At 37.1% G+C, this 26,714-nt stretch carries 28 protein-coding genes, 1 other RNA gene and 1 other annotated feature; of the genes, 27 read left to right on the forward strand and 2 right to left on the reverse strand.

The annotated features are described in order from the left end of the window. Nucleotides 1–512 precede the first annotated feature (512 nt). Nucleotides 513–1,787, forward strand: coding sequence for a dicarboxylate/amino acid:cation symporter (locus tag ON15_RS01825; RefSeq protein ID WP_010579764.1), 1,275 nt, complete (start codon nt 513–515; stop codon nt 1,785–1,787). Between the two features lie 63 nt (nt 1,788–1,850). Here ON15_RS01825 and ON15_RS01830 read toward each other — a convergent pair whose 3' ends face one another. Then, on the reverse strand, nt 1,851–2,369 hold the full coding sequence (locus ON15_RS01830) for a DUF1836 domain-containing protein (RefSeq protein WP_010579765.1): 519 nt from the start codon (nt 2,367–2,369) through the stop codon (nt 1,851–1,853). A 160-nt stretch (nt 2,370–2,529) separates the two neighbouring features. Here ON15_RS01830 and trhA point away from each other — a divergent pair, with 160 nt between their 5' ends. The 10 genes from trhA to ON15_RS01870 all read left to right on the forward strand — a co-directional run bounded on the left by trhA (nt 2,530) and on the right by ON15_RS01870 (nt 11,128). Next, nucleotides 2,530–3,156 (forward strand): PAQR family membrane homeostasis protein TrhA, encoded by a 627-nt coding sequence (trhA, locus tag ON15_RS01835; RefSeq protein WP_010579766.1) that lies wholly within the window; start codon nt 2,530–2,532, stop codon nt 3,154–3,156. Between the two features lie 62 nt (nt 3,157–3,218). After that, complete coding sequence (locus tag ON15_RS01840; RefSeq protein WP_040524668.1) at nt 3,219–3,926, forward strand: ribonuclease H family protein; 708 nt, start codon at nt 3,219–3,221, stop codon at nt 3,924–3,926. Further along, nucleotides 3,923–4,615, forward strand: coding sequence for an NAD(P)H-dependent oxidoreductase (locus ON15_RS01845; protein WP_010579768.1), 693 nt, complete (start codon nt 3,923–3,925; stop codon nt 4,613–4,615). The genes ON15_RS01840 and ON15_RS01845 overlap by 4 nt, the downstream gene beginning before the upstream one ends. Beyond that, complete coding sequence (locus ON15_RS11695; protein WP_010579769.1) at nt 4,605–4,781, forward strand: hypothetical protein; 177 nt, start codon at nt 4,605–4,607, stop codon at nt 4,779–4,781. Before ON15_RS01845 ends, ON15_RS11695 begins: the two co-directional genes overlap by 11 nt. Nucleotides 4,782–4,796: 15 nt before the next feature. After that, entirely contained in the window at nt 4,797–5,294 is a 498-nt protein-coding gene (locus ON15_RS01850; protein WP_010579770.1) for a universal stress protein, read from the forward strand. Between the two features lie 103 nt (nt 5,295–5,397). Beyond that, nucleotides 5,398–6,858 (forward strand): NCS2 family permease, encoded by a 1,461-nt coding sequence (locus ON15_RS01855; RefSeq protein ID WP_010579771.1) that lies wholly within the window; start codon nt 5,398–5,400, stop codon nt 6,856–6,858. Between the two features lie 82 nt (nt 6,859–6,940). Further along, nucleotides 6,941–8,326, forward strand: coding sequence for a L,D-transpeptidase family protein (locus ON15_RS01860; protein WP_010579772.1), 1,386 nt, complete (start codon nt 6,941–6,943; stop codon nt 8,324–8,326). Nucleotides 8,327–8,374: 48 nt separating this feature from the next. Further along, nucleotides 8,375–8,740: a transfer-messenger RNA gene (gene ssrA, locus ON15_RS11390) on the forward strand. Between the two features lie 178 nt (nt 8,741–8,918). Beyond that, entirely contained in the window at nt 8,919–9,644 is a 726-nt protein-coding gene (locus ON15_RS01865; protein ID WP_010579773.1) for a response regulator transcription factor, read from the forward strand. Then, nucleotides 9,644–11,128 (forward strand): sensor histidine kinase, encoded by a 1,485-nt coding sequence (locus tag ON15_RS01870; protein WP_010579774.1) that lies wholly within the window; start codon nt 9,644–9,646, stop codon nt 11,126–11,128. Before ON15_RS01865 ends, ON15_RS01870 begins: the two co-directional genes overlap by 1 nt. Before the next feature lie 80 nt (nt 11,129–11,208). Here the strand turns inward: ON15_RS01870 and ON15_RS01875 are convergent, their stop codons facing one another. Continuing rightward, entirely contained in the window at nt 11,209–13,380 is a 2,172-nt protein-coding gene (locus ON15_RS01875) for an LTA synthase family protein (RefSeq protein ID WP_010579775.1), read from the reverse strand. 188 nt (nt 13,381–13,568) lie between these two features. Between ON15_RS01875 and ON15_RS01880 the strand changes: the two genes are divergently transcribed. The 16 genes from ON15_RS01880 to ON15_RS01955 form a co-directional block, all read left to right on the forward strand. Further along, a complete protein-coding gene (locus tag ON15_RS01880; RefSeq protein ID WP_010579776.1) occupies nt 13,569–13,973 on the forward strand; it encodes a DUF2000 domain-containing protein in 405 nt (134 codons plus the stop codon). A 321-nt stretch (nt 13,974–14,294) separates the two neighbouring features. Then, a complete protein-coding gene (locus ON15_RS01885) occupies nt 14,295–15,092 on the forward strand; it encodes a homoserine O-acetyltransferase/O-succinyltransferase family protein (protein ID WP_010579777.1) in 798 nt (265 codons plus the stop codon). A gap of 120 nt (nt 15,093–15,212) precedes the next feature. Further along, entirely contained in the window at nt 15,213–16,565 is a 1,353-nt protein-coding gene (locus ON15_RS01890) for a glucose-6-phosphate isomerase (RefSeq protein ID WP_010579778.1), read from the forward strand. 121 nt (nt 16,566–16,686) lie between these two features. Further along, nucleotides 16,687–17,616, forward strand: coding sequence for an alpha/beta hydrolase (locus tag ON15_RS01895; protein ID WP_010579779.1), 930 nt, complete (start codon nt 16,687–16,689; stop codon nt 17,614–17,616). A gap of 73 nt (nt 17,617–17,689) precedes the next feature. Further along, nucleotides 17,690–18,526 carry a histidinol-phosphatase HisJ gene (gene hisJ / locus ON15_RS01900; protein WP_010579780.1) on the forward strand — a complete coding sequence of 279 codons (837 nt, stop codon included), beginning with the start codon at nt 17,690–17,692 and terminating at the stop codon, nt 18,524–18,526. 66 nt (nt 18,527–18,592) lie between these two features. Then, nucleotides 18,593–18,818, forward strand: a binding site (T-box leader). A 49-nt stretch (nt 18,819–18,867) separates the two neighbouring features. Beyond that, entirely contained in the window at nt 18,868–20,025 is a 1,158-nt protein-coding gene (locus ON15_RS01905) for an ATP phosphoribosyltransferase regulatory subunit (RefSeq protein WP_010579781.1), read from the forward strand. Then, nucleotides 20,006–20,656: an ATP phosphoribosyltransferase gene (gene hisG / locus ON15_RS01910; protein ID WP_026049430.1), complete on the forward strand. Its 651-nt coding sequence runs from the start codon at nt 20,006–20,008 to the stop codon at nt 20,654–20,656. The genes ON15_RS01905 and hisG overlap by 20 nt, the downstream gene beginning before the upstream one ends. After that, nucleotides 20,653–21,927, forward strand: a complete 1,275-nt coding sequence (gene hisD / locus ON15_RS01915) for a histidinol dehydrogenase (RefSeq protein ID WP_010579783.1) — start codon at nt 20,653–20,655, stop codon at nt 21,925–21,927. Before hisG ends, hisD begins: the two co-directional genes overlap by 4 nt. A 63-nt stretch (nt 21,928–21,990) precedes the next feature. Then, nucleotides 21,991–22,575 carry an imidazoleglycerol-phosphate dehydratase HisB gene (gene hisB / locus ON15_RS01920; RefSeq protein ID WP_010579784.1) on the forward strand — a complete coding sequence of 195 codons (585 nt, stop codon included), beginning with the start codon at nt 21,991–21,993 and terminating at the stop codon, nt 22,573–22,575. Then, complete coding sequence (gene hisH, locus ON15_RS01925) at nt 22,575–23,189, forward strand: imidazole glycerol phosphate synthase subunit HisH (RefSeq protein WP_010579785.1); 615 nt, start codon at nt 22,575–22,577, stop codon at nt 23,187–23,189. The genes hisB and hisH overlap by 1 nt, the downstream gene beginning before the upstream one ends. Then, entirely contained in the window at nt 23,186–23,911 is a 726-nt protein-coding gene (gene hisA, locus ON15_RS01930; protein WP_010579786.1) for a 1-(5-phosphoribosyl)-5-[(5-phosphoribosylamino)methylideneamino]imidazole-4-carboxamide isomerase, read from the forward strand. The genes hisH and hisA overlap by 4 nt, the downstream gene beginning before the upstream one ends. After that, nucleotides 23,901–24,662, forward strand: coding sequence for an imidazole glycerol phosphate synthase subunit HisF (gene hisF / locus ON15_RS01935; protein ID WP_010579787.1), 762 nt, complete (start codon nt 23,901–23,903; stop codon nt 24,660–24,662). The genes hisA and hisF overlap by 11 nt, the downstream gene beginning before the upstream one ends. Beyond that, entirely contained in the window at nt 24,656–24,964 is a 309-nt protein-coding gene (gene hisI, locus ON15_RS01940) for a phosphoribosyl-AMP cyclohydrolase (RefSeq protein ID WP_010579788.1), read from the forward strand. The genes hisF and hisI overlap by 7 nt, the downstream gene beginning before the upstream one ends. A gap of 16 nt (nt 24,965–24,980) precedes the next feature. Further along, nucleotides 24,981–25,304 (forward strand): phosphoribosyl-ATP diphosphatase, encoded by a 324-nt coding sequence (hisE, locus tag ON15_RS01945; protein WP_010579789.1) that lies wholly within the window; start codon nt 24,981–24,983, stop codon nt 25,302–25,304. Nucleotides 25,305–25,316: 12 nt separating this feature from the next. Beyond that, nucleotides 25,317–26,393 (forward strand): histidinol-phosphate transaminase, encoded by a 1,077-nt coding sequence (hisC, locus tag ON15_RS01950; protein WP_010579790.1) that lies wholly within the window; start codon nt 25,317–25,319, stop codon nt 26,391–26,393. A gap of 84 nt (nt 26,394–26,477) precedes the next feature. Then, nucleotides 26,478–26,714: hypothetical protein (locus ON15_RS01955; protein WP_010579791.1), on the forward strand; the 237-nt coding region annotated here is incomplete at its 3' end.

The following is a 26,714-nucleotide window of genomic DNA, read 5'->3' on the forward strand; positions in this document are numbered from 1 at the left end:
AACTTTAAGGTTTTTAGAAATTTTAACTGCTAGTTCAAGCGCTTAGTTTGCTTCTGATGCAATTCGTGTTAATGAATCTAATAGGAGTGATAGCAAACGTTTAGAATTTTCCTTCAGCTCTAGTTCATTAAACAATCACTAAGACGATTTGCTAGATCCTTAAAAGCAATCTTCAATCAGGTTCGTCAACTAAGGATGTTCCTGTTGATATCGATTAACCACTGAATAATTCGATGAAAAAAATCTGCACGTTATGTTTTAAATTTCTTACTGGATAGCTTTAATTATGATCTAAAATCAATCAAATGTATCTTTAAAAATCAATAATTTATAGTAAATAAAGCATTAGAACAAATCTCACTTAAATATGAAAAGAATATTTGCTTATAAAACTTATTTTATGAAAATTAAGAGCCTAATTTATTTACTTTATAAACAAATGAATTTTTGCTAACATGAATCTAGTGCTTTTTTAATTAGATAGAACTAATTATTTTATTGGAGTGTGAAAAATGAAAAAGTTTAAAGTAGGTCGTTTGAGCCTCGGTTGGCAAATTTTAATTGGTTTGTTGCTTGGAATTATTTGTGGAGTAATTTTTTATGAAAATAAAACAGCTATTACGGCGATGCAAAATATTGGAACGATGTTTATTAGTTTGATCCAAATGATTGTTTTGCCAATTGTTATTTCCTGTTTGACGGTTGGAATTGCTAATATGGGTGATATTAAAAAGTTGGGACGAGTTGGTCTTAAAACGTTGATTTATTTTGAAATTATGACAACCATCGCAATTATTTTAGGCCTGATCGTTGGCAATTTGTTTCATCCGGGTGATTATATTGATATTCATCAATTACATAGTGAAAGTATTGGACAATATGTTCAAACAGCCCATAAAGTTCAACATAGCGGAATTTGGTCAACTATCATGGGAATTATTCCAACGAATGTTTTTGGTTCACTGAGTGATGGTAGTATGTTGCCAATCATTTTCTTTTGTGTTTTTTTTGGCTTAGGTACTGCCGCTATCGGAGAACGCGGTAAAATTATTATTGATTTTTTGCAGGCAGTTGCCGAAGTAATGTTTAAAGTTACAGATTGGGTGATGCACGTTGCTCCAATTGGGGTATTCGCTTTGATCGGGTCGACTGTTGCTCAGATGGGACTTAAAGCACTAGCTCCGTTGGGATATTTTATTGTATTGGCATATGCAACAATGGCCATATTTATTATTATTATCATGGGTTTAGCTGCACGAACTTTTGGATTAAATAACTGGCATATCTTACGAACAATTAAAGAGGAAATGATCTTGGCCTTCTCAACAGCTAGTTCCGAAGCAGTTTTACCAAAAATCATTGCTAAAATGCAGCATTTTGGAGTCAGTGAGGGAATTGTGTCTTTTGTTGTGCCAACAGGCTATACCTTTAATCTTGATGGATCAGCGATCTATCAGTCACTAGCAGCTTTATTCTTAGCTCAGGCATATGGAATTCATTTGTCGCTTTCACAACAAGTGACTTTAGTAATTGTTTTAATGATTACTTCAAAGGGAATTGCTGGTGTGCCTGGGGCTTCATTTGTTGTTCTACTAGCAACAATTTCGACGATTGGGGTGCCAGTTCAAGGATTGACATTTATTGCAGGGATTGATCGACTGGTTGATATGGGAAGGACGGTTGTCAATGTGGCAGGGAACTCCTTGGCGGCTGTCATCATCAGTAAATCGGAAAAAGAATTTGATTTTCAAAAGAATAGAAAATATTTGCAACAATTAGGAAAATAAACTCGTTGTTGACTCTATTAAAAAAACCTTGAGCTTGTCTTTTTTAAGTTAAGCCGAGGTTTTTTAGTGATTTTTATCATGAGCTAACAAATTAATCAGTTTTTCACCAATTATTTTATAGATCACAGCATGGATTGAGAATTGCTCTGTTAACAAGAGTGGATCTTCTTGGGTATCTAATTTAAAAGTAAAACACTTATCAGTAATTTCATCCAGAGTTTGATTAAACGAAGTGGCAAAATAATCATAAGCATCATCAATGGAAGTTTGACTTGTTGCATCATGCAAACCTTTCTTGATGGCATCTAGTGAATAAATTGATTTTAATAAACTAATTACTACTAATTCAGCAACATTTGCAGTATCATACCTTTTTTTATTTGGCCGGTGCATGATTCCTTTTTTGACGTAACTATTAATCATGGAGGGAGTAATTTCAGTTTCTTGTAGCAACTGCAAATAACGATTGCCCAAGTTAACTAGTTGATCCATGTAAAGTTCAAAATCCGGAAATTCTTTCCACAATGGGAGTTTTGCTCTGCTTAGTTCAGCAATTTGAATTTCAAATTGATTATTTTCCAAAATTCTGGCCTCACTTGCTCTAAAATATTTAACTACATTATAGCATAATCTTAGATAACCTATATTTTAAAAAAAAGTTATGAATGAAAGATTTAGATTATCTAGACTTTAAAACTATGTTATATTATTCTTGAAGTTAAATAGATTTGAGGGGTGTCGAATGCTCAATAAAAAAGAACAAATTATTAATGAAGTTTGGAGTAGTATAACTCATGGAGTTGGGATAATTTTAAGTATTGTTGCACTAGTTTTTTTAATTATTAAAGGGATACATCACCCACAACAATTGGGTCCACTATTAGTTTATGGGATCGCGCTAATTATTTTGTACGTGTCATCAACGCTCTTTCATTCATTATATTTTACTCGGGCCAATCGAGTTTTTCGCTTATTAGATCATACTAGTATTTTTATTTTGATTGCTGGAACGTATACGCCATTTTGTTTATTGGGCATGGGAAAAAGCTTGGGTCCGCGGTTGCTGTTAGCTATTTGGATTCTGTCATTAGCCGGAATAGGTTTGCACTTAATTTTACCGGTTAGATTGCAATGGATCGAAACAACGATTTATGTAATCTTAGGCTGGCTGTGTTTAGTTGGTTTTCAACAACTCTGGCAATCATTAGGCAAATGGGGGTTTAGTTTGCTTTTGGGTGGCGGCTTGTGTTTTACTTTTGGAGCAATGATTTATAGTGTTTGTAAATTAAAGTATTCGCATGTTTATTGGCATATAATGGTGTTAGCGGGAACGATTTTGATGTTTTTTGCTGTATACAGTTATTTATGAATTGCTGAAAGCTTTTTAATCAGTTAAAATCAAGCTAAACAATCTGAAAGGAAGTGGCAGTGATCGCATTTAAATATTATGTTGTCGCTCATGGACGTCATCCAGGAATCTATCCAACTTGGACAGCTTGCCAACAAGAGGTTCACAATTTTCCTCAAGCACGTTATAAAGGATTTAACGATCTGATAGCAGCCCAGGCATGGCTGAAAAATCCAGTTTGGTTGGAAACAAAAAAGCCAACTTTTAGTCAATTCCAAGCAGACAGTGACTCGCAAACTGCAGAAATTAAAATTTGGACTGATGGTGGTTCACGGAATCATGGCAATCGATTAAACCAACATGTAAAGGTCAATGATTTAGCCGCTTGGGCGTATTTGGTCAAATTTGATCATCAACAGTATGTAGATTCGGCTGGCGAGTTTGGAGCAACTAATAATCGAATGGAGATCATGGCCTTATATCAAGCGTTGATTTTTTTAATAAAACAAAATTGGCAGCAAAAGTCCATTGTTGTGATTTTAGATTCCCGTTATGTCTTAAATGCTATTACCCAACACTGGTTAAATAATTGGCAAAAAAATGGTTGGAAGACGGCTTCTGGCCAACCAGTTGCTAATCAAGAATTGTGGCAGAAGCTGGCTAAAGTTTTAGTGGGATTCCCTAAGTTACACTTTATCTGGACAAAAGGTCATGCAAATGATCATGGCAATGTTTTTGTTGATCATTTGTTGAATCAGACAATGGATCAGATGAGGGTGAAACAGAATTGAAAACATTAATTATTGTTGGGCATCCCCAGCCAGGAAACTCAGAGACACAGGAATTTTTGAAAACCAGTGCCAGTTTACTAAAAAATATTACTTGGCATGAATTAGCTGCTGAACCGGTTTTTAAAATTAATGATGAAAGAAATTTGCTTATGGACCAGCAAAGAATTATTTTACAGTTTCCTTTATATTGGTATAGCGCACCAGCTCTTTTGAAAAAATGGTTGGATGATGTTTTGCCAGAAAGCACTGGCTTTAATTTACGTGGTAAGGAATTTGGCTTAGTCGTCAGTTTTAGTCATGCAGCAAGTGAATTCCAATTAGGTGAACGTGTCGGATATTCGTTTGCAGAATTGCTCAGTCCGTTTGCTGCTTTGGCCAAGCATTTTCAAATGCAGCTATTGCCGCCTTTTTTAATTGAACGTTTTGCCTACCAAACACAACTGCAGCGCCAGCACTTGTTATTGGCTTATCAACAATTCCTTGAGTTACCGCAACCACAAAGTTTTGCAATGCAGGAAAGCTGGTTTTTGCAAAAATTGACAGGATTAATTGATCAAACTGAAGATTCACGCTTACAACAACGCTTAAATTTAATCAAACAGCAAGTGGCGGAAAATCAAACAGAATTGGCAGAATTGACGCAAATGGTTCATGACTTTAGAGAAGATGATAGCTTAAATGGAAAATAATGAATGGGTTTTGCAGCAACTTGAGACATTAACCAACAACAGCTCAGAGTATCAACAACGAGCTTTTTATCGTGGACTGGCCCAATTGGTGCAAGAACAACAAAAAAGGATCGAGCAATTACAAGCTGAGTTGGATGGAAGTTTGTGGAGTCCTGTCAAATGGTGAAAAGAGGAAATAAAAATGAAAAAGCATGATGTAGATTTAAATTTTGAATTAGCAAATCGGCTTTTTAGCGAAATTTTGGTAGCAGTCGATGAAGATGACTCTGAATCATCGCTGGCAGCTTTTAAGTATGCTTTGAGTATGGCTAAAACCAACCAGGCTACTTTAGGAATCGTTACTGTGCTGGAACTAGAAGATTTAAATGTTTTTGAAGCTTTGAGCCCGGAGAAACGAACTGCAATTCGTCAGAATTTGGAAGCGGCTTTAAAATTATATATCGCTAAAGCTCATGAAGTTGGAGTTGAGAAAGTTAAGGCTTTTATTCGTGAAGGCAAACCGGCAGCGACGATTATTAATGATGTAATTCCAGTTTTTAGACCAGATGTTTTGATTTGTGGTTCGAAAACGAAACCTATTAATAACCGCCAAAAAATTTTTATTGGCTCACAGGCCAGCTATTTAGCTCAAAATGCTCCTTGCTCAGTAATGGTAATTCGACCAAGTTTTAATAAATAATTTTTCTCTAGAAAGTTTATTAGAATTTTCTTATATTTTTTGAGGAACGTTTCAGTTATCCTATAATGTAATTATTCTTTTTTTAGAGGAGAGAGAAGCGATCATGAAAAAGTTCTTCAAACTAGAGGAAAATAAGACGAATGTTAGTACTGAAATTTTAGCAGGATTAACGACTTTTTTTGCAATGGCTTATATTTTGTTTGTAGCTCCGAGTATTTTAGGTTCAACTGGAATGCCTACGCAAGCAATTTTCTTAGCAACAATTTTAGCTTCGGTTGTTAGTACTTTGATCATGGCGGTGTTTGCAAATGTTCCATACGTGCAAGCGCCAGGCTTGGGACTAGCAACTTTTTTTGCATATACCGTTGTTTTACAATTAGGATTTTCTTGGCAACAAGCTTTAGCTCTGGTTTTTCTTTGTGGCTTGATCAATGTCACGATTACGATTACAAAGATTCGACGGCTAATTATTAAGGCAATTCCAGAGATTTTACAACATGCAATTGGTGGCGGAATCGGGATTTTTGTTGCTTATATTGGAATCAAGAATGCAGGCTTTTTGAAGTTTATTACTGATCAGGCTGGTATTGTTTCGATCAATGGTACGACTTACCATGCCAATTTAACGCATTTTAAAAATGGTGTTACGTCAGTTGTTTCTAATGGTGGGGTCACACCTTCTTTAATTAATTTTAACCAAGCAGCTCCAATTTTAGCCTTGATTGGATTAATACTTACAGCTTTTTTGGTGGTCAAAAAGGTTAAAGGAGCAATTCTGATTGGAATTATTGCAACTACATTGTTAGGAGTTCCAATGAAAGTTACTCAATTATCTGCCGTTAACAACAATTCTTTGTTAATGGCTTTTCATCAACTTGGTACAACATTTGGTGCAGCCTTTAGTCAGCAGGGAATGGGTTCGCTATTTCAAGATCCAGGTCGATTTTTGTTGGCTCTAATGACAATTTTCGCATTTAGTCTGAGTGATATTTTTGATACAATTGGAACTTTTATTGGAACTGGGAAACGAACTGGAATCTTTTCAAAACAGGATGAAAAGGAATTTTTTAACGGACATGGTTTTAAGTCAAAAATGGATCGTTCTTTGTTTTCAGATGCAATTGGTTCAGTTGTTGCCGCAATCTTTGGAACTTCTAACGTCACAACTTTTGTTGAAAGTGCTTCAGGAATAGGTGTTGGCGGACGAACTGGTTTGACCAGCTTGACAGCAGCAGTCATGTTTTTATTGAGCAGTTTACTAGCACCGGTAATCGCCATCATTCCTGATGCAGCAACTGCACCAGCATTGATTGTCGTCGGGATCATGATGATGGGATCTTTCAAAAATATTGATTGGACTAATTTGGAGGATGCAATTCCAGCTTTTTTTGCTTCTGTTTTTATGGCACTTTGTTACTCGATTTCTTATGGAATTGCGGCTGGTTTTATTTTTTATTTAGCTGTCAAACTAGCAAAGGGAAAGTTTTCTGAAATTCACCCGATGCTGGTAATTTGTACCGGACTCTTTATTTTAAACTTTGTAGTTTTAGCATTTATTGAGTAAAATGATTGGAAGGATTAATTTTTTGACTGATTTATGTTATCCTAATTTAGGTAGACTCAGGTGTTTTTAGTTTAATAATGAGGTGAGAGTCATTAAGAGAAAAAAATTAATTGGAATAATTCTGATAATTTTGATTGGGATGCTTGGCGGGATTGGCTATTATCGTTACAATCATTTTAATCAAAAGATCATTATTAATGGAATCAATGTGGGTGGTTTGAATGCTAAGCAGACATTGAAACGACTTCAGCAGAAATCTGCTTCACAAAAGATTTATTTAAAAAACAAATTGATTTATCAGTATCAGCGTTCGGGTTCAGATTTCACTAAAAAGGATTTACCACAGATTAAGCAATTGATCAAACGTCAATGGACTTTTTTTCCAAGTTCTAAGCAACAAAGCTTTTTAGTCGAGCCGTCAGAAGTTACTAAACATGAAGACAACAAAACAGCTGCTACGCTTAAAACAAAATTAACTCAAGAAAATTTGCACCGCCAAGCCCCAAAAGATGCCTATGCAGTTTTAACTGCTGGTAAAATCAAAACTGTTCAAGCTCAAGCTGGTAACAAATATAATTTGCAAGCCTTGTTGAAACAATATCATCAGCAAGAATTTTTACCTAAAGTTGAGTTAACAGCTGTTTATTTACAACCACTCAAGGCAAAAAGTCGACAAGTTCAGCATGAAAAACAAAAACTTGAAGAATTAAGCAAACGTTCCGTTGAATATCGGGTTCAAAACAATAAATATAAATTTTCAACTAAAAGCAATCTTCAGCGGGTAACTTATACAAATGGCAAGTATAAAATTGATTCAACCAATCTTACTGATGAAATTGCTAAGATTAATCAGCAAGACGCCACTCTTCAAAAGGGAATTTCATTTAAAACTCATGATGGCAATACTGTTCAGATTGCTGATGGAGGATCATATGGATGGGCATTAAAATCTGAGCGGGCGGTTGAACATATCGAGCAAGCTTTGTTGACAGGTAAAAAATCACTGGATGCTAAACAGGATATTTATGGTGTTGGTTATTTGACTTATGGAACAGGCTATGGTCTGAGCAATAACGGTATTGGTAATAGCTATGCAGAAGTTTCAATCTCGCAACAGCATTTGTGGATCTATAAGAATGGTCAAGAAGTTGTTTCTACTAATGTCGTGACAGGTAAGCATAACACTGGTGAAGATACACCTAAGGGGCTTTGGTACATTATGTATAAGCAATCACCATCAGTGTTAAAAGGCAGTGAAGTTGGCAACGCTAATTATTCGGTTAATGTTAAGTACTGGGCTCAATTTACTAACAGTGGCTGTGGCTTTCATGATGCAAGTTGGCGAACAAATTGGTCAAGTGATGCTTACCTAAATAATGGTTCTGGTGGTTGTGTCAATACGCCAAGTAGTGTAATGGCTGACGTTTATAATAATTTGAGTCAAAAAGAAGCAGTTGTTATTTATTAGAAATTTAATTAGTTGGCTTTTGATTTTGCTCATGGTAAAATAAGTCATGGGGATGTTTTGGATTCGACAGGTATAGGTTGAGTTCGGGCTGCGTCTCGTAGTTGCGTGACGTAAAGACGCTCAGTTAAATATAACTGCAAAAAATAATAACAACTCTTACGCTTTAGCTGCCTAAACGCAGCAACGTAGATCCACCTAATATCGTCCATGTATTAGTGCTGGGTCCTATAAATAGTGGACTTGCGTCAGTTAACGCCATCTGAATTAACTGAAAGAGGATTATCAGGTTAGTTGCTGATATTAGCCAAGTCATGTGGCGTGGTCAGTGATGAATTTTAAATAACATGGCTATGGACGTAGATGTTCGAATGGCAATATGCTTGGACGCGGGTTCGAGCCCCGCCATCTCCATTTAATACTTTTCTTAAGAAGCTTGAGGCAAGATGTCTCAAGCTTTTGTTGAATTTAAGATAAGTAATTAAAATTAGTTTCAGAGCCAGATTTTTTACTGAAAATTCAAAGAAAAGTTGCAAATTTGCGGTATGATAGTCAAGTATTGAGGTATAGGAACTTTTAAAGGACGTGGAGTAGATTGAAATTATTGATGATTGAAGATAATAAATCAGTAGCTGAGATGATGTCGATGTTTTTTCAAAAAGAACACTGGAATGTGGTCTATGCGTATGATGGAATTGAAGCAATGGAAAAATTTAAAGCAGATCCAAATGGATGGGATATGATTACTCTTGATTTGAACTTACCCGGGAAGGATGGCATGCAGGTGAATGCAGAAATTCGTGCAATTTCCAGTACTGTCCCGATTATTATTTTAACAGCTCGGGATTCGGAAAGTGATCAGGTTTTGGGATTAGAAATGGGAGCTGATGATTATGTGGTCAAACCGTTTAGTCCAATTACCTTAATTGCTCGAATTAAGGCTTTGCATCGACGAGCAGCTTTAACTGTTCATCAATCTGGCGGATTGATCGCAAATGAGGATCAAAGATTTGATGTAGTGACTGATCATTTTAAAATGAATACCAAAACCCGGGAAGCTTATCTGAATGGAAAATTGATCCCAGATTTAACTCCTAAAGAGTTTGATCTATTGAAGACTTTGGCTCAAAAGCCGCGACAGGTTTTTTCTCGAGACCAACTATTACAATTAGTTTGGCATTATGAATTCTATGGTGATGAACGAACGGTTGATGCACATATTAAAAAATTACGTCAAAAAATCGAACAAGTTGGGCCACAGGTGATCCAAACAGTCTGGGGTGTAGGTTATAAGTTCGATGATTCTGAGGTTGAAAGCTAATGAAACTCATTTATCAGCAGATGCTGGCTTTTTTTACGATCATTGTTTTATTGCTGACACTTTTAGGAATCTTTTTCTTTCAACTAACTAAATCTTTGATCTATGAAAATGCCTGGAATCAGCTTGAAGGCTATGCTTATAGTTTGAAAACTGATGCAATGAGTGAAACACAAACTTCGAAAGGAAAAGTTATTTTTTCTTTAGATAGTGAAAAATTACAAAACTACGAACTATTATTACAGAACCAGGAAGTTCATTTTACAATTTACACCAGTCGTAATCGAGTCCTTTATCCTCAAACAATGGGATTTCAGTCGATAATTTCAAAAAAAGATTGGCGAAAGTTGAAAAAGGGGAATATTATTCGGCGAAAAAACGATCTTAGCTGGAAAAGAGGACCTGGTGATTTTAAAGAGGGTGATCGTCAGCAGCAAAAAATGACTGATATTCTTGCGCCATGTTTTGATCAACAAGGTGATTTAGTAGCCGTTATTTCTGTTGGTGCCAAAGTTTCAAGTTTGGAAGAAAGTTTCGCAAAAATTCAAAGAAGTCTGATTTATATGCTGTTGATATCAGCAGCGATTGGAGTTGCCATCAGCTATTTAGTTGCACATTATACGACTAAACGAATTCGGCAGCTTCAAAGGGCGACCAGACAAGTTGCTAGTGGTAATTTTAACATTCAGATTCCTAATAAGGATCGTGATGAGATCGATGACTTGGCCAATGATTTTAATAGCATGACTTTTTCTTTGAAAAAATCAGAAAAGGAAATCAAGCGGCAAGAAGAACAGCGACGTCAGTTTATGGCCGATGCAGCTCATGAAATGCGGACGCCGCTGACGACAATCAATGGATTATTGGAAGGCTTAGCTTACGATGCAATCCCGGAAGAAAGCAAAGCTAAAAGTATTGAATTAATGCGCAATGAAACGAAACGCTTAATTCGTCTCGTTAATGAGAATCTTGATTATGAAAAAATTCGAAGTGGTCAAATTTTACTTAAGCGGCAAAATTTTGAAGCTATGCATGTTTTGCATAACATTCAAACACAGCTGAGGAAGAAAGCTCAATCGGCTGGAGATACGTTGGAAGTTACTGGACCGAATAAACTAAACGTTTTTGCTGATTATGATCGTTTTGTTCAAGTAATTTTTAATGTGACTCAAAATGCAATTCAATTCACGCAAAATGGCAACATTCAAATTTCTGCTGAAAAGGGATTTGAAAGTACGATTTTTCGCATCAGTGATACTGGAATTGGGATGACGCCAGAACAACTGAAAAATATTTGGGAGAGATACTATAAAGCAGATGCTTCACGGAAAAATTCTAAATATGGTGAGTCGGGTTTAGGCTTAGCAATTGTTCAGCAGTTGATGCAGCTTCATCATGGGAAAGTTGAAGTTATTAGCCACCCAGACCAGGGAACGACTTTTACCCTAATTTTTCCAGATGAAAAGCTGACGAATGACAAAGTTTAAAGTTAATTAGAAAAAGGTTACTGGAATAGCTTGAAAAAGCTGTTTCAGTAACCTTTTTCACTTAGATTGATAATTTAGAATTACTTGCTGCTGCTTTGGGCTGCTTGACTAGATGATAAGGATGAAGCAGCTTGATCAACCGACGAGTAGGCACTTTCCAAGTTTTTCTTATTGTTATCAGTTGTTTTAAGTTCTGGTGCATCTGAAGTATAATCAGAAATTGTCGAATGGTTACCATTTTTTGACCATAAACTAGTTGACTTTTGCTTGAGCATTTTTTCAATTTGCAATACTTGACCAAAATCGTCTTTGTAATTGTAGTTCTTAGGATCGACTGGTTTAAACCCTTTAGGTACATAATAACGTAATAGGTTTTTATTGTTTAAGCTGTCTGATAGTGAAAGCTCTGTGTTGACTTTTTGATTATCTTTTTTAATCTTAGCGGCCAACTTAGCTGACGGATGGGTAATTTGCTCACCCGTTTTGTTTTGATAGATGTCTCCATCAACGTATGAGTAATGAGGTGTAATAAAACTACCATTGCGAAAAGCAACCGTTTGATCGTGTTCTTTAGAAAAGAGATCAGTGCCAAATTGAATATATCGTTTGGAAGATATCCCTAAAAGATGCAATAAAGTTGGCAAGACATCAATTTCGCCGCCATAGGTCGTTTGAACGCCACCAGATTTTAAACCAGGAATGTGGATCATAAATGGTACTCTTTGCATTTGCATGTTATCAAAATCATTCCAGGTTGCGGCTGATTTTCCTAAAAGAGGTGCTAATTTCAAATTACGAGAGTCAGAAATTCCATAATGATCACCATAAATCACAATGATTGAATTATCATAAAGGCCTGATTTTTTAAGGTAAGTGAAGAACTCTTTTACTGCCTGGTCAAGATAATGAGCTGTTACGAAATAATTATTAACAGAATCATCATCGGTATTAGCCGCTGGGAAAGTTGTATTTTTTTTATCCAGTTCGTAAGGAAAATGATTAGTAACCGTAATGTATTTAACGTAAAACGGTTGCTGTAAATGTTCCAAATACTTAATAGAATCATGGAATAGCAGTTTGTCTTTGACACCATATTCAGTTAAATTATTTGCTGAAGTATTGAAATAGCTTGAGTCAAAAAAGTATTGATAACCAAAATTCTTATAAACGTTATCACGATTCCAGAAGGACCCCTTGTTGCCATGGAAAACGGCACTTGAATAACCGGCTCGCTGATTTAGAATTGCCGGGGCAGCTTGAAAGGTATTGTCGGTTCCAAGAGCTGAAAATAATGAACCTTGGGGTAACCCATAAACACTGTTTTCCAACATATTTTCAGCATCTGAAGTTTTTCCTTGACCGACTTGATTAAAGAAATTACTAAAACTATAAGTTGATTTGCTACGATAAATGCTATTTAAAAACGGCGTAACTTCTTGACCATCTAATTTATAATTGATTAAAAATTGTTCAAAACTTTCAAGATGAATGACAATCACATTTTTCCCCTTAGCAATTCCAAATAAACTGGCATCAGGTTTGGCGTAATGCTTGCGCGTAAAATCTAAGACTCGGTTGAGATCGCTACTCGATGCTTCACTGCGAACTTGGCTATTCTTAGCAGTTTTCACACCGTCGTAAAAGGTAAAAGCATCTAATCCAAGGTATTTGACTAAATAACTGCGATCAAAGGTCCTGGTTAAAAGCTGTGGTCGCTGTGCTTCAGCAATTGTTAAATTAAAAAAAATCAAAAAGATTGAAAAAGATGTTAGTGCAATTGCATGCTTTTTAGGAATTGGTTGCGGATCAAAGCGGATAATTTTAGTAATAAAACCTAAAATTATTAAAATCAAATCTGCAATAATAATGATATCTTGTGGCTTTAAAAGTGCCAGGGAACTGGTACTCAAACCTTCAGAAACACTTGAGTAGCCAAAAATTACATTGAACGTCATAAAATCAGTAAATTCACGATAATAAATGACATTGAATAACAATAAAGCAGTATTTGCCAAATAAATAATGATCAAGGTTAGATAAGCTGGAACAGTTCTTTTGATATAGAGTGCTGCTCCAAATAATAACAAAGTTGTTGCTAATGGATTGAATAATAGTGTAGCGTATCCAATCAAGCCACTAACTCCCAGCCGAAAATCAATCAAATATACAGCAACGGTCTTTAACCAAAAAAGAAACACTAGTAATTCAAAAAATCCCCAGCGTGTACTTAGTTTGGTTTTGATTTTTTGCATTAAAACAACCGTCCTTTCCAGAGTAACTATCGCTTTATTCTAAACCATTCTCTAAAATCAAGTCAATTTGAGTTGACGATTTAAAAAATAATTATGAAATCATTCTTAAACTAGTTTGACAATCAAAAAAAATATATTTATACTTTTAATGTTAAATTTCAAAATTGATTTCATAGGGGGAATTAATAATGAATTTTAAGTGTGTGATGGTCGTTGATGATCAGTTGCCGATTGGGATGATTGCTAATACGGTGTCAATTTTAGGCTGTGCCTTGGGGAAAAGGCATCCAGAAATCAATGGTGAGGATCTCCAAAATCTTGATAAGCAGTTTTTTCCAGGTTTAATCAAACTTCCAGTTCCAGTTTTAGCTGCTAATAGTGATCAATTACGCGAGTTAAAGGAATCTATAACCAAGGACGAATTAGAAGTAATTTCATTTACTGATGCTGCCCAGCAGGCTCCAACTTATGAAGATTATCGTCAGGCTTTAGTAAATAAGACTGATCAGCAGTTAAAATTCCTTGGACTGTGTATTTTTGGCAAAATTAAACGAGTTAACCACTATACTGGTAACTTACCAACGCTGAAATAAATTTTACTTGACTTTAAATTGAAAATGCCATATCATAATTGCCAATAAAGTGTTGATGAGAAGAGTATCTTTTTAGCGGGCTGCTAGCGACCATCGAGAGTGAAAGGGTGGAGCCTTAAGAAAAGAGAAGATGAGCTCGGAGCTGCAGTTGAGTGCAAGCTTAGCTGCCGGTGACACCCGATAACGTGTCTGAGTATTCCTTGGAGTACTTTTGAGGTGTTGTTTGCGAAAACAAGACAAAATCTGGGTGGTACCACGAGTAAAAACGTCCCTCCATGCTAATCTTAGCATGGAGGTTTTTTTGATTTGGGGTGAAATTAAATGGATACTAAACCAATTTTAAAAATTCTAGTACTAAATCTAATGCCAGATAAGGCTAAAACACAAGCTAATTTAAATATCTTTTTTAAGAAAAGTCCTTATCAAATTTTGCCGACTTTTTGTTATCCGGCGACCCATCATTTTAAAAATCAAAAATCGCTGGTCGACATTATTGGCTATCAAAGTTTTCCAGAAATTCGAGATCAATATTTTGATGGCCTGATCATTACAGGTGCAGCAGTTGAAAAACTAGCTTTTGAAGAAGTCGATTACTGGTTGGAACTCTGTCAGATTTATAGCTGGTCACAAGTTCATTGTTCACATGTCCTTTCACTTTGTTGGGCTGCTCAAGCGGGAATGTATATTTTAGGTCAAATCAAAAAATATCCTGTAAAAAATAAGCTTTTTGGAATTTATATGATTAAATTTCAACATACGCATCCGTTGTTTAAAAAGTTAGGTCAAACGATGCAACTGCCTTTTTCGCGCTATACTACAAATTATTCAGTTGATTTTAATGGGAGTAACTTGAGGATTTTAGCGGGTTCGCCACAAGTTGGACCAGCAATCTGTGAAACTAACGATCAACAACAATTATTTATTACCGGGCATCCTGAATATCAGTTAACCATGTTGGCTGATGAGTATCGCCGTGATTTAAAATTAGGAAAAGAAATCGCACCACCAAAAAATTATTTTCTGGACTCCCAAAATCAACGGATCAAAGGACAATGGTTAGCGGATTGTCAACAATTGTTTACAAATTGGTTTGATCTGTTAGTCAAAGTCCAGGCTTAATAATATTGAGTTTTAAGTAATTTTAAGCATTATTCATAATTTGTCGTTAAAAAGGGCTTACAAACGGGATTTAAAATTGTATAATGAGTTCAGTAATAAAATATAAAGGAGAGATTTTTAATGGCTCATATTTTTTTTGACAGTTCCAATTTAACCAAATTTGTTCATCCTAACGAATTAGGTGAAATGCAAGCCTTAGTTAATGCTGCTGATAATGAATTGCGCGAAGGTACTGGTGCCGGTAATGATTTTCGTGGTTTTTTGAACTTACCGGTTGATTATGATAAGACAGAATTTGAGCGGATTAAAAAAGCAGCTAAAAAGATCCAGTCAGATTCTGAAGTTCTAGTTGTAATTGGAATTGGCGGTTCATATTTAGGTGCGCGGGCTGCAATTGAATTCTTACAGCACACTTTCTTTAATCTTTTGCCAGCTGAAAAGCGGAATGCTCCACAGATTTTCTTCGCGGGCAATTCGATCAGTTCTTCTTATGTTTATGATTTGTTAGATTTGATTGGCGATCGTGACTTTTCAGTTAATGTCATTTCAAAATCAGGAACAACAACTGAACCTTCAATTGCTTTTAGAATTTTCAAGGAAAAGTTAATTGCTAAATATGGCAAAGAAGGAGCAAAAGAACGAGTTTATGCTACAACTGATCGGGCGAAGGGTGCCTTAAAGACTGAAGCTGATGCTGAAGGCTATGAAACTTTTGTCATTCCCGATGATGTTGGTGGTCGTTTTTCGGTTTTAACACCGGTCGGACTTTTGCCAATTGCTGTTTCAGGTGCTGATATTGATAAATTGATGCAAGGGGCAGCTGATGCTCGCGAAGCTTATGCAGATTCAGACCTAAAGAAAAATGAAGCTTATCAGTATGCTGCTTTGCGGAACATCCTTTATCGTAAGGGATATACAACTGAAATTTTGGAAAATTATGAACCAACTTTGCAGTATTTTGGTGAATGGTGGAAACAATTAATGGGCGAATCAGAAGGCAAAGATCAAAAGGGAATTTACCCGTCTTCAGCTAACTTTTCAACCGATTTGCATTCATTAGGACAGTATATCCAAGAAGGTCGGCGGAATTTAATGGAAACGGTCATTAAAGTTGCTAACCCCAACCACGATGTTGAAATTCCTAAAGAAGCTGAAAACTTAGACGGTTTGAAGTATTTGGAAGGCAAATCAATGGACTTTGTTAATACCAAGGCCTTCCAAGGAGTTGTTTTGGCTCATACTGACGGAAATGTGCCCAACATGATTGTTAATATTCCAAACCGCAATGAATATACACTTGGCTATCTGATTTACTTCTTTGAAGCAGCAGTTGCTGTTTCTGGTTATCTGAATGGAATTAATCCATTTAATCAGCCAGGTGTTGAAGCCTACAAGCATAATATGTTTGCTTTGTTAAATCGTCCGGGCTTTGAAGAACTTAGCCAAAAACTTAATGCGCGTTTAAATAAATAATAAATTAAATCAATTAATTAAAAAAACTGTGGCTTGAGCAGGCTACAGTTTTTTCTATACATAGACAGCATTTTAGGAATATAATTTATTCAAACAAATTTAGAAGGGATCGACTGCAGAAGTGAAAAAAAAGAAATTTTTCTTTGGGACGTTCATTGGGGCGGGAGCTTTATCATATTTAGCAAGTGAGTATCTATTTAAGATTGCTTTTAAACGAGTTAATTATGTACCAGAAACATCCCAAGAAAAGCAGAAATATGCCAAGCAATATTGGTCGTTTGTCGCGTGGTTTAAACGGGTCAATAAGGAACACTGGACCTTTACTTTAACGGGTGAAGATGAGCAAATGTCGGCTTATTTCATTCCGGCACCGCAGCCTTCAACTAAAGCGGTGATTATCTCCCATGGTTATAAGGGTAATGGTGAAACGATGTCAAATTACGCCAAAATGTTTTATGATTTGGGTTTCAATGTGTTGTTGCCTGATGATCGAGCCCATGGTGAAAGTGCGGGCAAGTATATTAGCTTTGGCTGGCTAGATCGTTTAGATTATCTCAAATGGATCAATAAAGTGCTAGGCCGTTTAGGCACTTCAACGCGAATTGTTTTATTTGGCGTCAGCATGGGGGCAGCAACGGTCGAAATGCTGAGTGGTGAAAAATTGCCAGCGCAAGTTAAATGCATAATTGCAGATTGCGGTTATTCAAGTATCGATCGTGAACTGACTTATTTATTGAAAGAACAATATCATTTGCCTAAATATCCGCTTTATCCACTGGTCAGCACGATCAATCATCACCGTTTAGGCTATTATTTGGGTGATGTCTCTTCAATTGAGCAATTAAGGAAAAACAAACTGCCAATTTTCTTTATTCACGGGGAAAAAGATAAATTTGTTCCCAGCGAGATGTCTTTGGAAAATTTTCGAGCAACAAGTGCTCCCAAAGAGTTATGGATCGTTCAAAATGCAACACACGCTGAAAGTTACTGGATTAATCCAACTGAATATCAGCGGCGAATTAAAAAGTTTTTAACTCAGTATTACGACTGACATTTCTAAAACTCATTGCTAAATTCTAATTTAGTAAGTTGAACTTTTTGCTCATTAGAGAGGAGTAAGCAAAATGAAAATTGATGGACACACCCACACAGAACTTTGCCCGCATGGCAGTCACGAGTCAACAGAATCAATGATTGAACGCGCAATTAAATTAGGCTTTGAGCATTACTGTATTACCGAACATGCTCCTTTGCCCCGCGGTTTTGAAAAAAAGTATCGCGGTGATCCAGAAGGCCTAACAACCGCTTCTTTGACTTGGGAGCAGCTGGATGACTATTTTAAGCTGACTAATCACTTGAAACAAAAGTATCAAGATCAAATCAAAATCTCAGTTGGTTTTGAAGTTGATTATTTGCCAGGATTTGAAAAACAAATTCAAGAGTTTCTTAATCGAGTCGGACCGCAAACAGAGCAAAATATTTTGTCGCTTCATTTTATGCCAGGCAAAGATGATGGCCTTTGGTGTGTGGATTATACAACCGCTGATTTTGCGACCGGCTTTGCTGAATGGTTATCAACTCCGCAACAGCTTTATCAGCAGTACTTTGAAGTGGTTTTCCAAGAAGTTACCGCTGATTTAGGCTTATATCGACCGCAACGCTTGGGGCATTTGAATTTGATCCAAAAATATCAAGACTTTTTCCACTTACCGGCTGAATTTGATCAGCAAAATTTGCAGTTAATTGAAAGAATTTTAAAAATAATTAAACAGCAAGGCCGAGAATTGGATTTTAATACGGCGGGTTTATATAAACCGTATTGCAACCAATTTTATCCAGGAATCCAGATTACTAAAATGGCAGAAAAATTAGGAATTCCACTCGTTTTTGGTTCTGATGCACATTCGGTGGCGGAAGTTGGTCATGGCTGGCATTTGCGTTCACTGTTTAAATCAAATTAATTTTGGGCTTGACAAAAAAAATATTAAAGGGTATGCTAACCATAAATTAATGATAATTTAATGTTTTTAATGATGATGAACAGAAGAGTAGTGCTTGATAATTTGTTAAGCGAGCTTCCGTGGATGGAAAAGGAAGTCAAATCCAAGCATGAACCACATCTGCAAATTGAATGGCTGAATTTGAAAGTAAGCCGTGTCCGGTCAGTCCGTTATCCTTTGCTTAGCAAGCACTGAGGTTTATTTTGAAAAAAGTAAACAAATTGAGGTGGAACCACGGTTTATCGTCCTCTTGGCTATCAGGCCAAGAGGTTTTTTTTATTTAAGTAAGGATGTGAAGATAGATGCATAAAGTTAATCTTCCGTTGGGAACGCGAGATGAATTTGGCAAAAGAGCCCAAAGAAAGACCCAATTAATCGATTTGATCGAAACGGAGCTACAACAACGGAATTATATGAAAGTTACCACCCCGGTTTTGGAATATCAAGAAGTCTTTGCTGATTTTGATTTGAAGCAAATGCAAACTTATCAATTATTAGACAATAATAATGAAACAGTTGTCTTGCGGCCAGATTTAACTTTGCCAATTGCGCGGTTTTTATCGACTAACAACTTGAAACTACCACAAAAGTTTTATTATGTTGGTGATCGATTTAAAATTGCTCCGCCACTTTCTGGTCGTTATAATCAGCAAACTCAGGCCGGAATTGAAATTGTTGGTTATGCTTCAGCCAAGGCCGAGTGTGAATGCTTGTTATTGATCAATCGATTGAGTCGGCGATTGCTGCAAGGCAAGATTCAGCTCGAATTGGGGGATGCACGTTTTATTGATACAATTTTAAATGAATTAAGTTCGAATCAAGCATTAAAACAGGCTATCAAAGCTGCTTTGTATCAAAAAAACTTACCGCATTATTTGCAACTGATTAGTCGATTTATTGAGCAACCGATGTTTAAATTTTTGAAAATTTGGCCGCGCTTATTTGGTGATTATCAGGAAGTTCAAGCCCAAGTTTTAAAAGTGGGGTTAAGTGGTCAAGCACGAGAACTATTTGAAAAAATTATGCAGTTTGCCGACTGGACATCGCAATTGCCTAATCAGCAGGTCACAGTTGATTTAAGTTCAGCTCCGCCGCAGGAATATTATACTGGCTTGACTTTCAAAGGCTTTATGCAGGATATTTCGGATTATTTATTCAGCGGTGGTCGTTATGATCAGCTATTGCAAAATTTTCAATCCCAGCCTGAACCAGCAGTTGGAATGGGGATTGATATTGATCGATTAGTTGATGAAGCTGTAATTTCAGCTAATAGTCATAAACATGACTTGCTTTTCTTTGAGCCAGCACAATTAGCCTTGGTTAGTCAGATTTGTGAACAATATCCGGAATTAGAATTAAGTTTATCGCTAGATTTGCGGCATGCTCAGCGGAATGCTCAAAGTCTAGGCGTGAAACTTTATCGTTTAAATGCACAAGGAGATCTTGAAGATGCCACTTAAAATTGCTTTAACCAAGGGCCGGGTTGAAAAACAGGTCATTCCGCTTTTAGAAGCGGCTGGAATCGACTGTTCGGGCCTAAAACAAAAAAATCGCAAATTAATCATTAATACAAGCGATGATCGATTTCAGTTTATTTTAGCAAAAGGCCCGGATGTAACCACCTACCTCAATTCAGGGGCAGTTGATTTAGGAATTGTTGGTAGTGATATTTTAACGGAACACCGTAATCAGCAATCAGAATTATTAGATTTAAGGGTTGGGCAATGTCAATTTGTGTTAGCTTCAACCAGTGATTTTAATTTTAATCAACCTGGTCGCAAGGTAATTGGGACAAAATATCCCTTGATTACTCAGCTCTATTTTGAATCATTGGGACAAGACGTTGAAATTATTAAAATTGAAGGTTCAGTTGAATTGGCACCATTAATTGGATTGGCAGATGCAATTGTTGATATTACTGAAACTGGTCGAACATTAAGAGAAAATAATTTGTATGTTTACGATTATCTCGATCAAGTATCAACACGATTGGTTGCTAATCGGATGTCGCTTAAACAACATGCAGGCGAAATTTTTGAACTTGCGGATCAATTAGAGCAAGTTGTAGAACAAGGGAGTGCAAGCAAATGAAAATTTATCAGCAATCACTGACTGAAATGAAAAAAATTGTTAAACGTTACACGCAACAAACAACAGATCTGAAAATAGAAACCAGCGTCCGTGAAATATTAGCTAATGTACGTCAAAAAAAAGATCAGGCGTTAAGAGAATATGAATTAAAGTTTGATCAAGCCAAGATCCAAGATTTTAAAATTCCAGCTGAACAGCTGACCGCGGCTTTAAATGAAATTTCACCAGCTTTGAAACAAGCATTGGAACATGCTAAAAGAAATATTATCAGTTTTCACCAGATGGAATTGGAAAATGGCTTTATTGATACCCGAGTTTCAGGAATCATTCGTGGTCAAAAAGTTACTCCACTCCAGCGAGTTGGCTTATATGTTCCAGGTGGGACAGCTGCTTATCCTTCAACAATCTTAATGGCCGCTTTACCGGCTAAAATTGCCGGAGTCGATCAGGTGATTATGGTCACTCCGCCGCAAAAAAATGGAATTGCTCCGGCGGTTTTAGCAGCAGCTAAGATTGCTGGAGTTGATGCAGTTTATCAAGTCGGTGGTGCTCAGGCAATTGCAGCCTTAGCTTATGGAACAGAATCAATTCCGCCTGTTAACAAAATTGTTGGACCAGGCAATATTTTTGTTGCTACCGCTAAAAAGCAAGTTTTTGGTCAAGTTGCAATTGATATGGTGGCTGGTCCTTCGGAAATCGGGATTTTAGCTGATAAAACGGCTGATCCCCAAGAATTGGCAGCTGATCTTTTATCGCAAGCTGAACATGATAAACGCGCCCGGGCAATGCTGATCACTAATAGTTTGGAACTGGCTCAAAAAGTCAGCCAAGCAGTTGATGAGCAGCTACAAAGCTTACCGAGAAAAGAGATTGCTGCTGCTTCAGTAGCTGACCGCGGTTTTATTGCCGTGATGAATTCAATTCCAGAGATGTTTGCTTTGATGAATGAAGTTGCACCAGAGCACTTAGAGATTCAGTTGGCGGATTCAGCTCAATACTTGAGTTTGATCCGCAATGCTGGCTCAGTCTTTTTAGGACGTTACGCTTCTGAACCATTGGGTGATTACTTAGCTGGGCCTAATCATGTCTTGCCAACCGGGGGGACTGCAAAGTTCTCATCGCCATTGGGAGTTTATGATTTTGTTAAAAAGACCCAATTTATTCAATTTTCGTCAGCAGCTCTCAAAGCTGATTTAGCCGATATTACCCAATTAGCTCGGACAGAAGGGCTCGAGGGACATGCACGAGCAGTCGAGCAACGTTTTAAATAAAACAGTATTTTCAAAATTACCTAGGTTTTAGAAATTTTATTTTTCAAATCAGGAGGTCATTTTATGCGCAGTGCCAAAATTACACGAGAAACAAAGGAAACGCAGATCAGCATTAAATTAGATATTGATCAACAATCAGGAATTTCAATTGAAACTGGAATCGGGTTTTTAGATCACATGCTAACTTTATTTGCTAAGCATGGTCGTTTCGGCTTGGTTGTAAAAGCTAATGGAGACTTGGAAGTAGATTCACATCATACGGTTGAAGACACGGGGATTGTACTAGGCGAATGTTTTAAACAAGCTTTGGGCAATAAGGAACAGATTGAACGTTATGGAACAGCCATGGTACCAATGGACGAGACGCTGGGGCGAGTTTGTGTAGATTTAAGTGGACGTTCATACTTAATTTTTCAAGCAGATTTAGAAAATCAGCGATTGGGGAACTTTGAAACAGAAACAGTGGAAGATTTTTTCCAAGCTTTGGCATTTAGTAATCAAATGAATTTACACGCAACAATTTTGTACGGTCGCAACACCCATCATAAAATTGAAAGTCTGTTTAAGGCACTTGGTCGGGCTATGCGCCAAGCGGTTACGATCAATCCAGCAATCAAGGGAGTCAATTCGACGAAAGGTGTGATTTAATGCTAGCAATTATCGATTATGATGCCGGGAACACTTACAATTTAAAAAAGGCCTTTGATTATTTGCAGCTTGAAACAGTTTTAACAGCCGATAAAGCTGTGATCGAGCAATGTCAAGGGATCGTTTTACCGGGAGTTGGTGCGTTTGCCCCAGCAATTGCGAATCTACAAGCAACTGGACTTGATCAAATTATTAAGCAGCAAGTTAAGGCGGGTAAACCGTTATTGGGAATTTGCTTGGGAATGCAGCTGCTATTTGACAGTTCAACGGAATATGGTTGGCATCAAGGCTTAGGACTGATTCCTGGTCAAGTAGTTGCTTTTGAAAATCGACCAGGTTTTAAAGTCCCGCAGATGGGCTGGAATCAAAATGAATTACTGCAATCTCAGAATCCATTTACTTTTTTAGCTGATGAGTATACTTACTTCGTTCATTCTTATTATGCAAATTGTGATCCTCAATATATAATTACGCAAGTCGATTATGCGATTAAGGTTCCCGCAATGGTCAAGTGTGGCAAAATTTATGGAACGCAATTTCATCCAGAAAAAAGTGGCCAAGTTGGCTTGCAAGTCTTAGCAACATTCGCAAAAAAGGTGGTGACCTCAGCGTGATTTTTCCAGCGATTGATTTAGCAGGAGGTCAAAGTGTTCGGCTATTTAAAGGAAAATTTGACCAAAAAACATTGATTAATGCCAATCCCAAACAACAAGCCCAGGAATTCGAGCAGGCCCAAGTTGGTTGTTTGCATTTGGTTGACCTTGACGGAGCAAAATTTGGCAAGCCGCAAAACAGTATCGTGATCAAAGCAATTCGCCAAGAATTTAGTGGTTTATTGGAATTGGGCGGGGGAATTCGGGATTTAAAAACAGTCGCGTATTATTTAGCATTAGGAATCGATCGAGTGATCATTGGTTCAGCTGCTCTGCATGACCCTGAATTTGTTCGTCAGGCACTGAAAAAGTATGGTTCTGAAAAGATTGTGATCGGAATCGATGGTAAGAATGGACAGGTGGCTATTAATGGCTGGTTAGAACAGACCCAGACCAAAATGTCAGCTTTGATTGCTGAGGTTGCAGCAGCAGGAGCTAAGACTTTTATTGTTACTGATGTTGATCGGGATGGCACAATGCAAGGCCCTAATGTTGAATTGCTAGTTTGTCTGCAACAACAATTTACTAATTGTCGGATCGTGGCTTCCGGTGGTATTCGAGATTTGGCTGATGTTCAACGGCTTCAACAGCAGGGCATTAAAGATGTAATTGTTGGCAAGGCTTTATTTGCTGGTAAAATTAGTTTGCAAAAGATTGCGGAGGTGAATCAAAATGTTGGCTAAACGGATTATTCCTTGTTTAGACGTTGATGCTGGCCGAGTCAAAAAAGGTGTCAATTTTGTTAATTTAAAAGATGTTGGTGATCCGGCTGAAATTGCCGCTAATTATCAGCAACAGGGCGCAGATGAGTTAGTTTTTTTGGATATTACAGCAACAAATGAGCAGCGTCGAACAATGGTTGAGGTAGTTGAAAAGGTATCACGACAAGTTTTTATGCCGTTAACGGTTGGCGGTGGCATAACTTCAGTTGCCCAGATTCAAGCACTCTTAAAGGCGGGCGCAGATAAAGTTTCACTTAATTCAGCTGCAGTAGCCGATCCGCAGCTGATTACCGCTGGTGCCAAAAAATTTGGCAATCAATGTATTGTGGTGGCAATTGATGTTAAAATAAATCCTCAAACTGGCCAGCCAATGGTTTATACGCATGGCGGACAGCAAGCAACTAATTTAGAAGCGGTGGCTTGGGCTAAAAAAGTCGTTGCTTTAGGAGCCGGAGAGTTATTAGTCACCAGTATGGATCAGGATGGAACTAAAAATGGATTTGCAATTGAGCTTTACCAAAAATTGGCAGCTGCTATTGATGTACCAATTATTGCTTCCGGCGGTGCTGGCAAAATACAAGATTTTATTGATGTTTTTCAACAGGCTGAAGTTGACGGAGCGTTAGCAGCTTCAGTTTTCCATTATGGTGAATTAACGATTCCCGAGGTCAAACAAAGATTGAAAGCGGCGGGGGTGAGTGTCAGATGTTAACACCAGATTTTTCTAAGGGGTTATTGACAACAGTTGTAGTTGATCAAGCTACCAATGAAGTTTTAATGGTTGCCTGGATGAATCAAGAGAGCTTTCAAAAAACCTTAATGACTAAGCAGACTTGGTTTTGGTCACGTTCACGGGAAACATTATGGCACAAAGGTGAAACTAGCGGTAATATGCAGCAAGTAACGGCAATGTATCTCGACTGTGATCAAGATACGCTGCTAATCAAAGTTATCCCAGCTGGGCCAGCCTGTCATACTGGGCACCGCAGTTGTTTTTTTAATCAAATCGGATAAAGAGTAAGGAGAAAAAATGAAACAAGAAATTGATGAATTGTACCAATCAGTTGTTGATCGTCGTAAAAACCCAATTCAGGGCTCTTATACCGACTATTTATTTGATAAAGGACTTGACAAGATTTTAAAAAAGGTTGGTGAAGAATCAACAGAGGTAATTGTAGCTGCTAAAAATCCCGATAAAAGTGAGCTGGTTTACGAAACAGCTGATTTGCTATATCATTTGATGGTCTTATTAGTTGAACAAGGAGTCAGCTTTGATCAGATCAAGGAGGAATTGGGGAAACGTGAAGGTCTAATGAGCAAGACACAAGAAAGACGCGAGATTAAGAAACTTTAAGGGGGTTGTCTGGTGAAAGATCAGATTAAGCAATTATCAAGTTATGTTCCAGAAGAACCTTTAGCAGCTGTCAAGAAACGGTTGGGCTTGGAAAGACTGGTCCGTCTCTCAGCAAATGAAAATCCTTTTGGAACTTCTCAGCAAGTTAAACAAGCAATTATCAATTGGAACTTTAGTGAGACAAATCGTTATCCTGATGGTAATGCAACAGCTTTGAGAATGGCAATTGCTCAAAAGCTACAAGTTCCACCAGAAAAACTAGTTTTTGGAGTTGGTCTCGATGAAATTATTGAACTGATTTCGCGAATTTTCTTAGAAGTTGGGGATGAAATTTTACAAACAACCCCAACTTTTTCTGAATATGCGCTTCATGCCCAAATTGAAGGGGCTAAAGTGGTTTCAGTTCCTTGTGATCCCCAAACTGGGAAAAATGACTTAGCTCAAATGCTGACCAAAATTAATCAAAAAACCAAATTAATTTGGCTTTGTAATCCTAATAATCCGACTGGTGCGTATCAAAAACCATTTGAGTTGGTAGAATTTTTAAAGCAAGTTCCTTCCGAGGTCCTGGTTTTGATTGATGAAGCCTATATTCATTATGTTACCGATTTTGAACAAGCCAGTGCTTTACCATTGCTGGAGCAATTCCCTAATGCGGTGGTAATGCGAACTTTTTCAAAAGTTTATGGCTTAGCTAATTTGCGAGTCGGTTTTGCGGTAATGAATCAGAAATTAGCTAATTATTTGCAAGCTGTTCGTTTGCCTTATAATTTAAATTCCCTGGTTCAAGTTGGTGCATTAGCAGCTTTGCGGGATCAAGAGTTTGTAGCTTCATCAATTAAAAAGACAGCTCAGGAAAGAGATAAATGGGAGAAATTTTTTGCTGCTAATCGAATTAAATATTTTCATAGTCAAGCTAATTTTATTTTCTTTAAATTCCCACAGGCAGTAAAGTTGGCAGACAATTTATTACACAATGGTTTCCAATTACGGCGAGGATTGGCCAAAGATTGGCTTAGATTGACAATTAGTGATCAAGCTGATGGTCAACAGTTACGCCAACTGATTGCCGATTTTAAATCAGATTAAAAATATTAACATGTGGAATTAGTAAATTGTTTGGTACAATATATAGTAGTAACCAAATGATTTAATTTCAGATGAGGTGAAAAAATGGCAGTTAAGTATGGCATTATTGGTGATGCAGCTGCAACTCAACGCTTGGCAGCTGCAATAGAAGCTAGTCAAACAGGAATTTTAAGTGGAGTAGTTGGAAATTCGGCCACAAATCAAAAGTTAGCTCAACTTAATCAACAATTAACAATTTTTTCTGATTCACAAAAACTGTTGGCAGCGGATTTGGATGTAATTTATTTGGCTGCTGATCAACAGCCAAATTTTGATTTTTGT

This window comes from Liquorilactobacillus vini DSM 20605 (genome assembly GCF_000255495.1).
Classification (GTDB): domain Bacteria; phylum Bacillota; class Bacilli; order Lactobacillales; family Lactobacillaceae; genus Liquorilactobacillus; species Liquorilactobacillus vini.

Coding starts and splice junctions, on each gene's coding strand:
- ON15_RS01825 (WP_010579764.1), top strand. CDS start 513: ATGAAAAAGTTTAAAGTAGGTCGTTTGAGCCTCGGTTGGCAAATTTTA.
- trhA (WP_010579766.1), top strand. CDS start 2,530: ATGCTCAATAAAAAAGAACAAATTATTAATGAAGTTTGGAGTAGTATA.
- ON15_RS11695 (WP_010579769.1), top strand. CDS start 4,605: ATGGAAAATAATGAATGGGTTTTGCAGCAACTTGAGACATTAACCAAC.
- ON15_RS01850 (WP_010579770.1), top strand. CDS start 4,797: ATGAAAAAGCATGATGTAGATTTAAATTTTGAATTAGCAAATCGGCTT.
- ON15_RS01855 (WP_010579771.1), top strand. CDS start 5,398: ATGAAAAAGTTCTTCAAACTAGAGGAAAATAAGACGAATGTTAGTACT.
- ON15_RS01870 (WP_010579774.1), top strand. CDS start 9,644: ATGAAACTCATTTATCAGCAGATGCTGGCTTTTTTTACGATCATTGTT.
- ON15_RS01875 (WP_010579775.1), bottom strand. CDS start 13,380: ATGCAAAAAATCAAAACCAAACTAAGTACACGCTGGGGATTTTTTGAA.
- ON15_RS01880 (WP_010579776.1), top strand. CDS start 13,569: ATGAATTTTAAGTGTGTGATGGTCGTTGATGATCAGTTGCCGATTGGG.
- ON15_RS01885 (WP_010579777.1), top strand. CDS start 14,295: ATGGATACTAAACCAATTTTAAAAATTCTAGTACTAAATCTAATGCCA.
- ON15_RS01890 (WP_010579778.1), top strand. CDS start 15,213: ATGGCTCATATTTTTTTTGACAGTTCCAATTTAACCAAATTTGTTCAT.
- hisJ (WP_010579780.1), top strand. CDS start 17,690: ATGAAAATTGATGGACACACCCACACAGAACTTTGCCCGCATGGCAGT.
- ON15_RS01905 (WP_010579781.1), top strand. CDS start 18,868: ATGCATAAAGTTAATCTTCCGTTGGGAACGCGAGATGAATTTGGCAAA.
- hisD (WP_010579783.1), top strand. CDS start 20,653: ATGAAAATTTATCAGCAATCACTGACTGAAATGAAAAAAATTGTTAAA.
- hisB (WP_010579784.1), top strand. CDS start 21,991: ATGCGCAGTGCCAAAATTACACGAGAAACAAAGGAAACGCAGATCAGC.
- hisH (WP_010579785.1), top strand. CDS start 22,575: ATGCTAGCAATTATCGATTATGATGCCGGGAACACTTACAATTTAAAA.
- hisF (WP_010579787.1), top strand. CDS start 23,901: ATGTTGGCTAAACGGATTATTCCTTGTTTAGACGTTGATGCTGGCCGA.
- hisI (WP_010579788.1), top strand. CDS start 24,656: ATGTTAACACCAGATTTTTCTAAGGGGTTATTGACAACAGTTGTAGTT.
- hisE (WP_010579789.1), top strand. CDS start 24,981: ATGAAACAAGAAATTGATGAATTGTACCAATCAGTTGTTGATCGTCGT.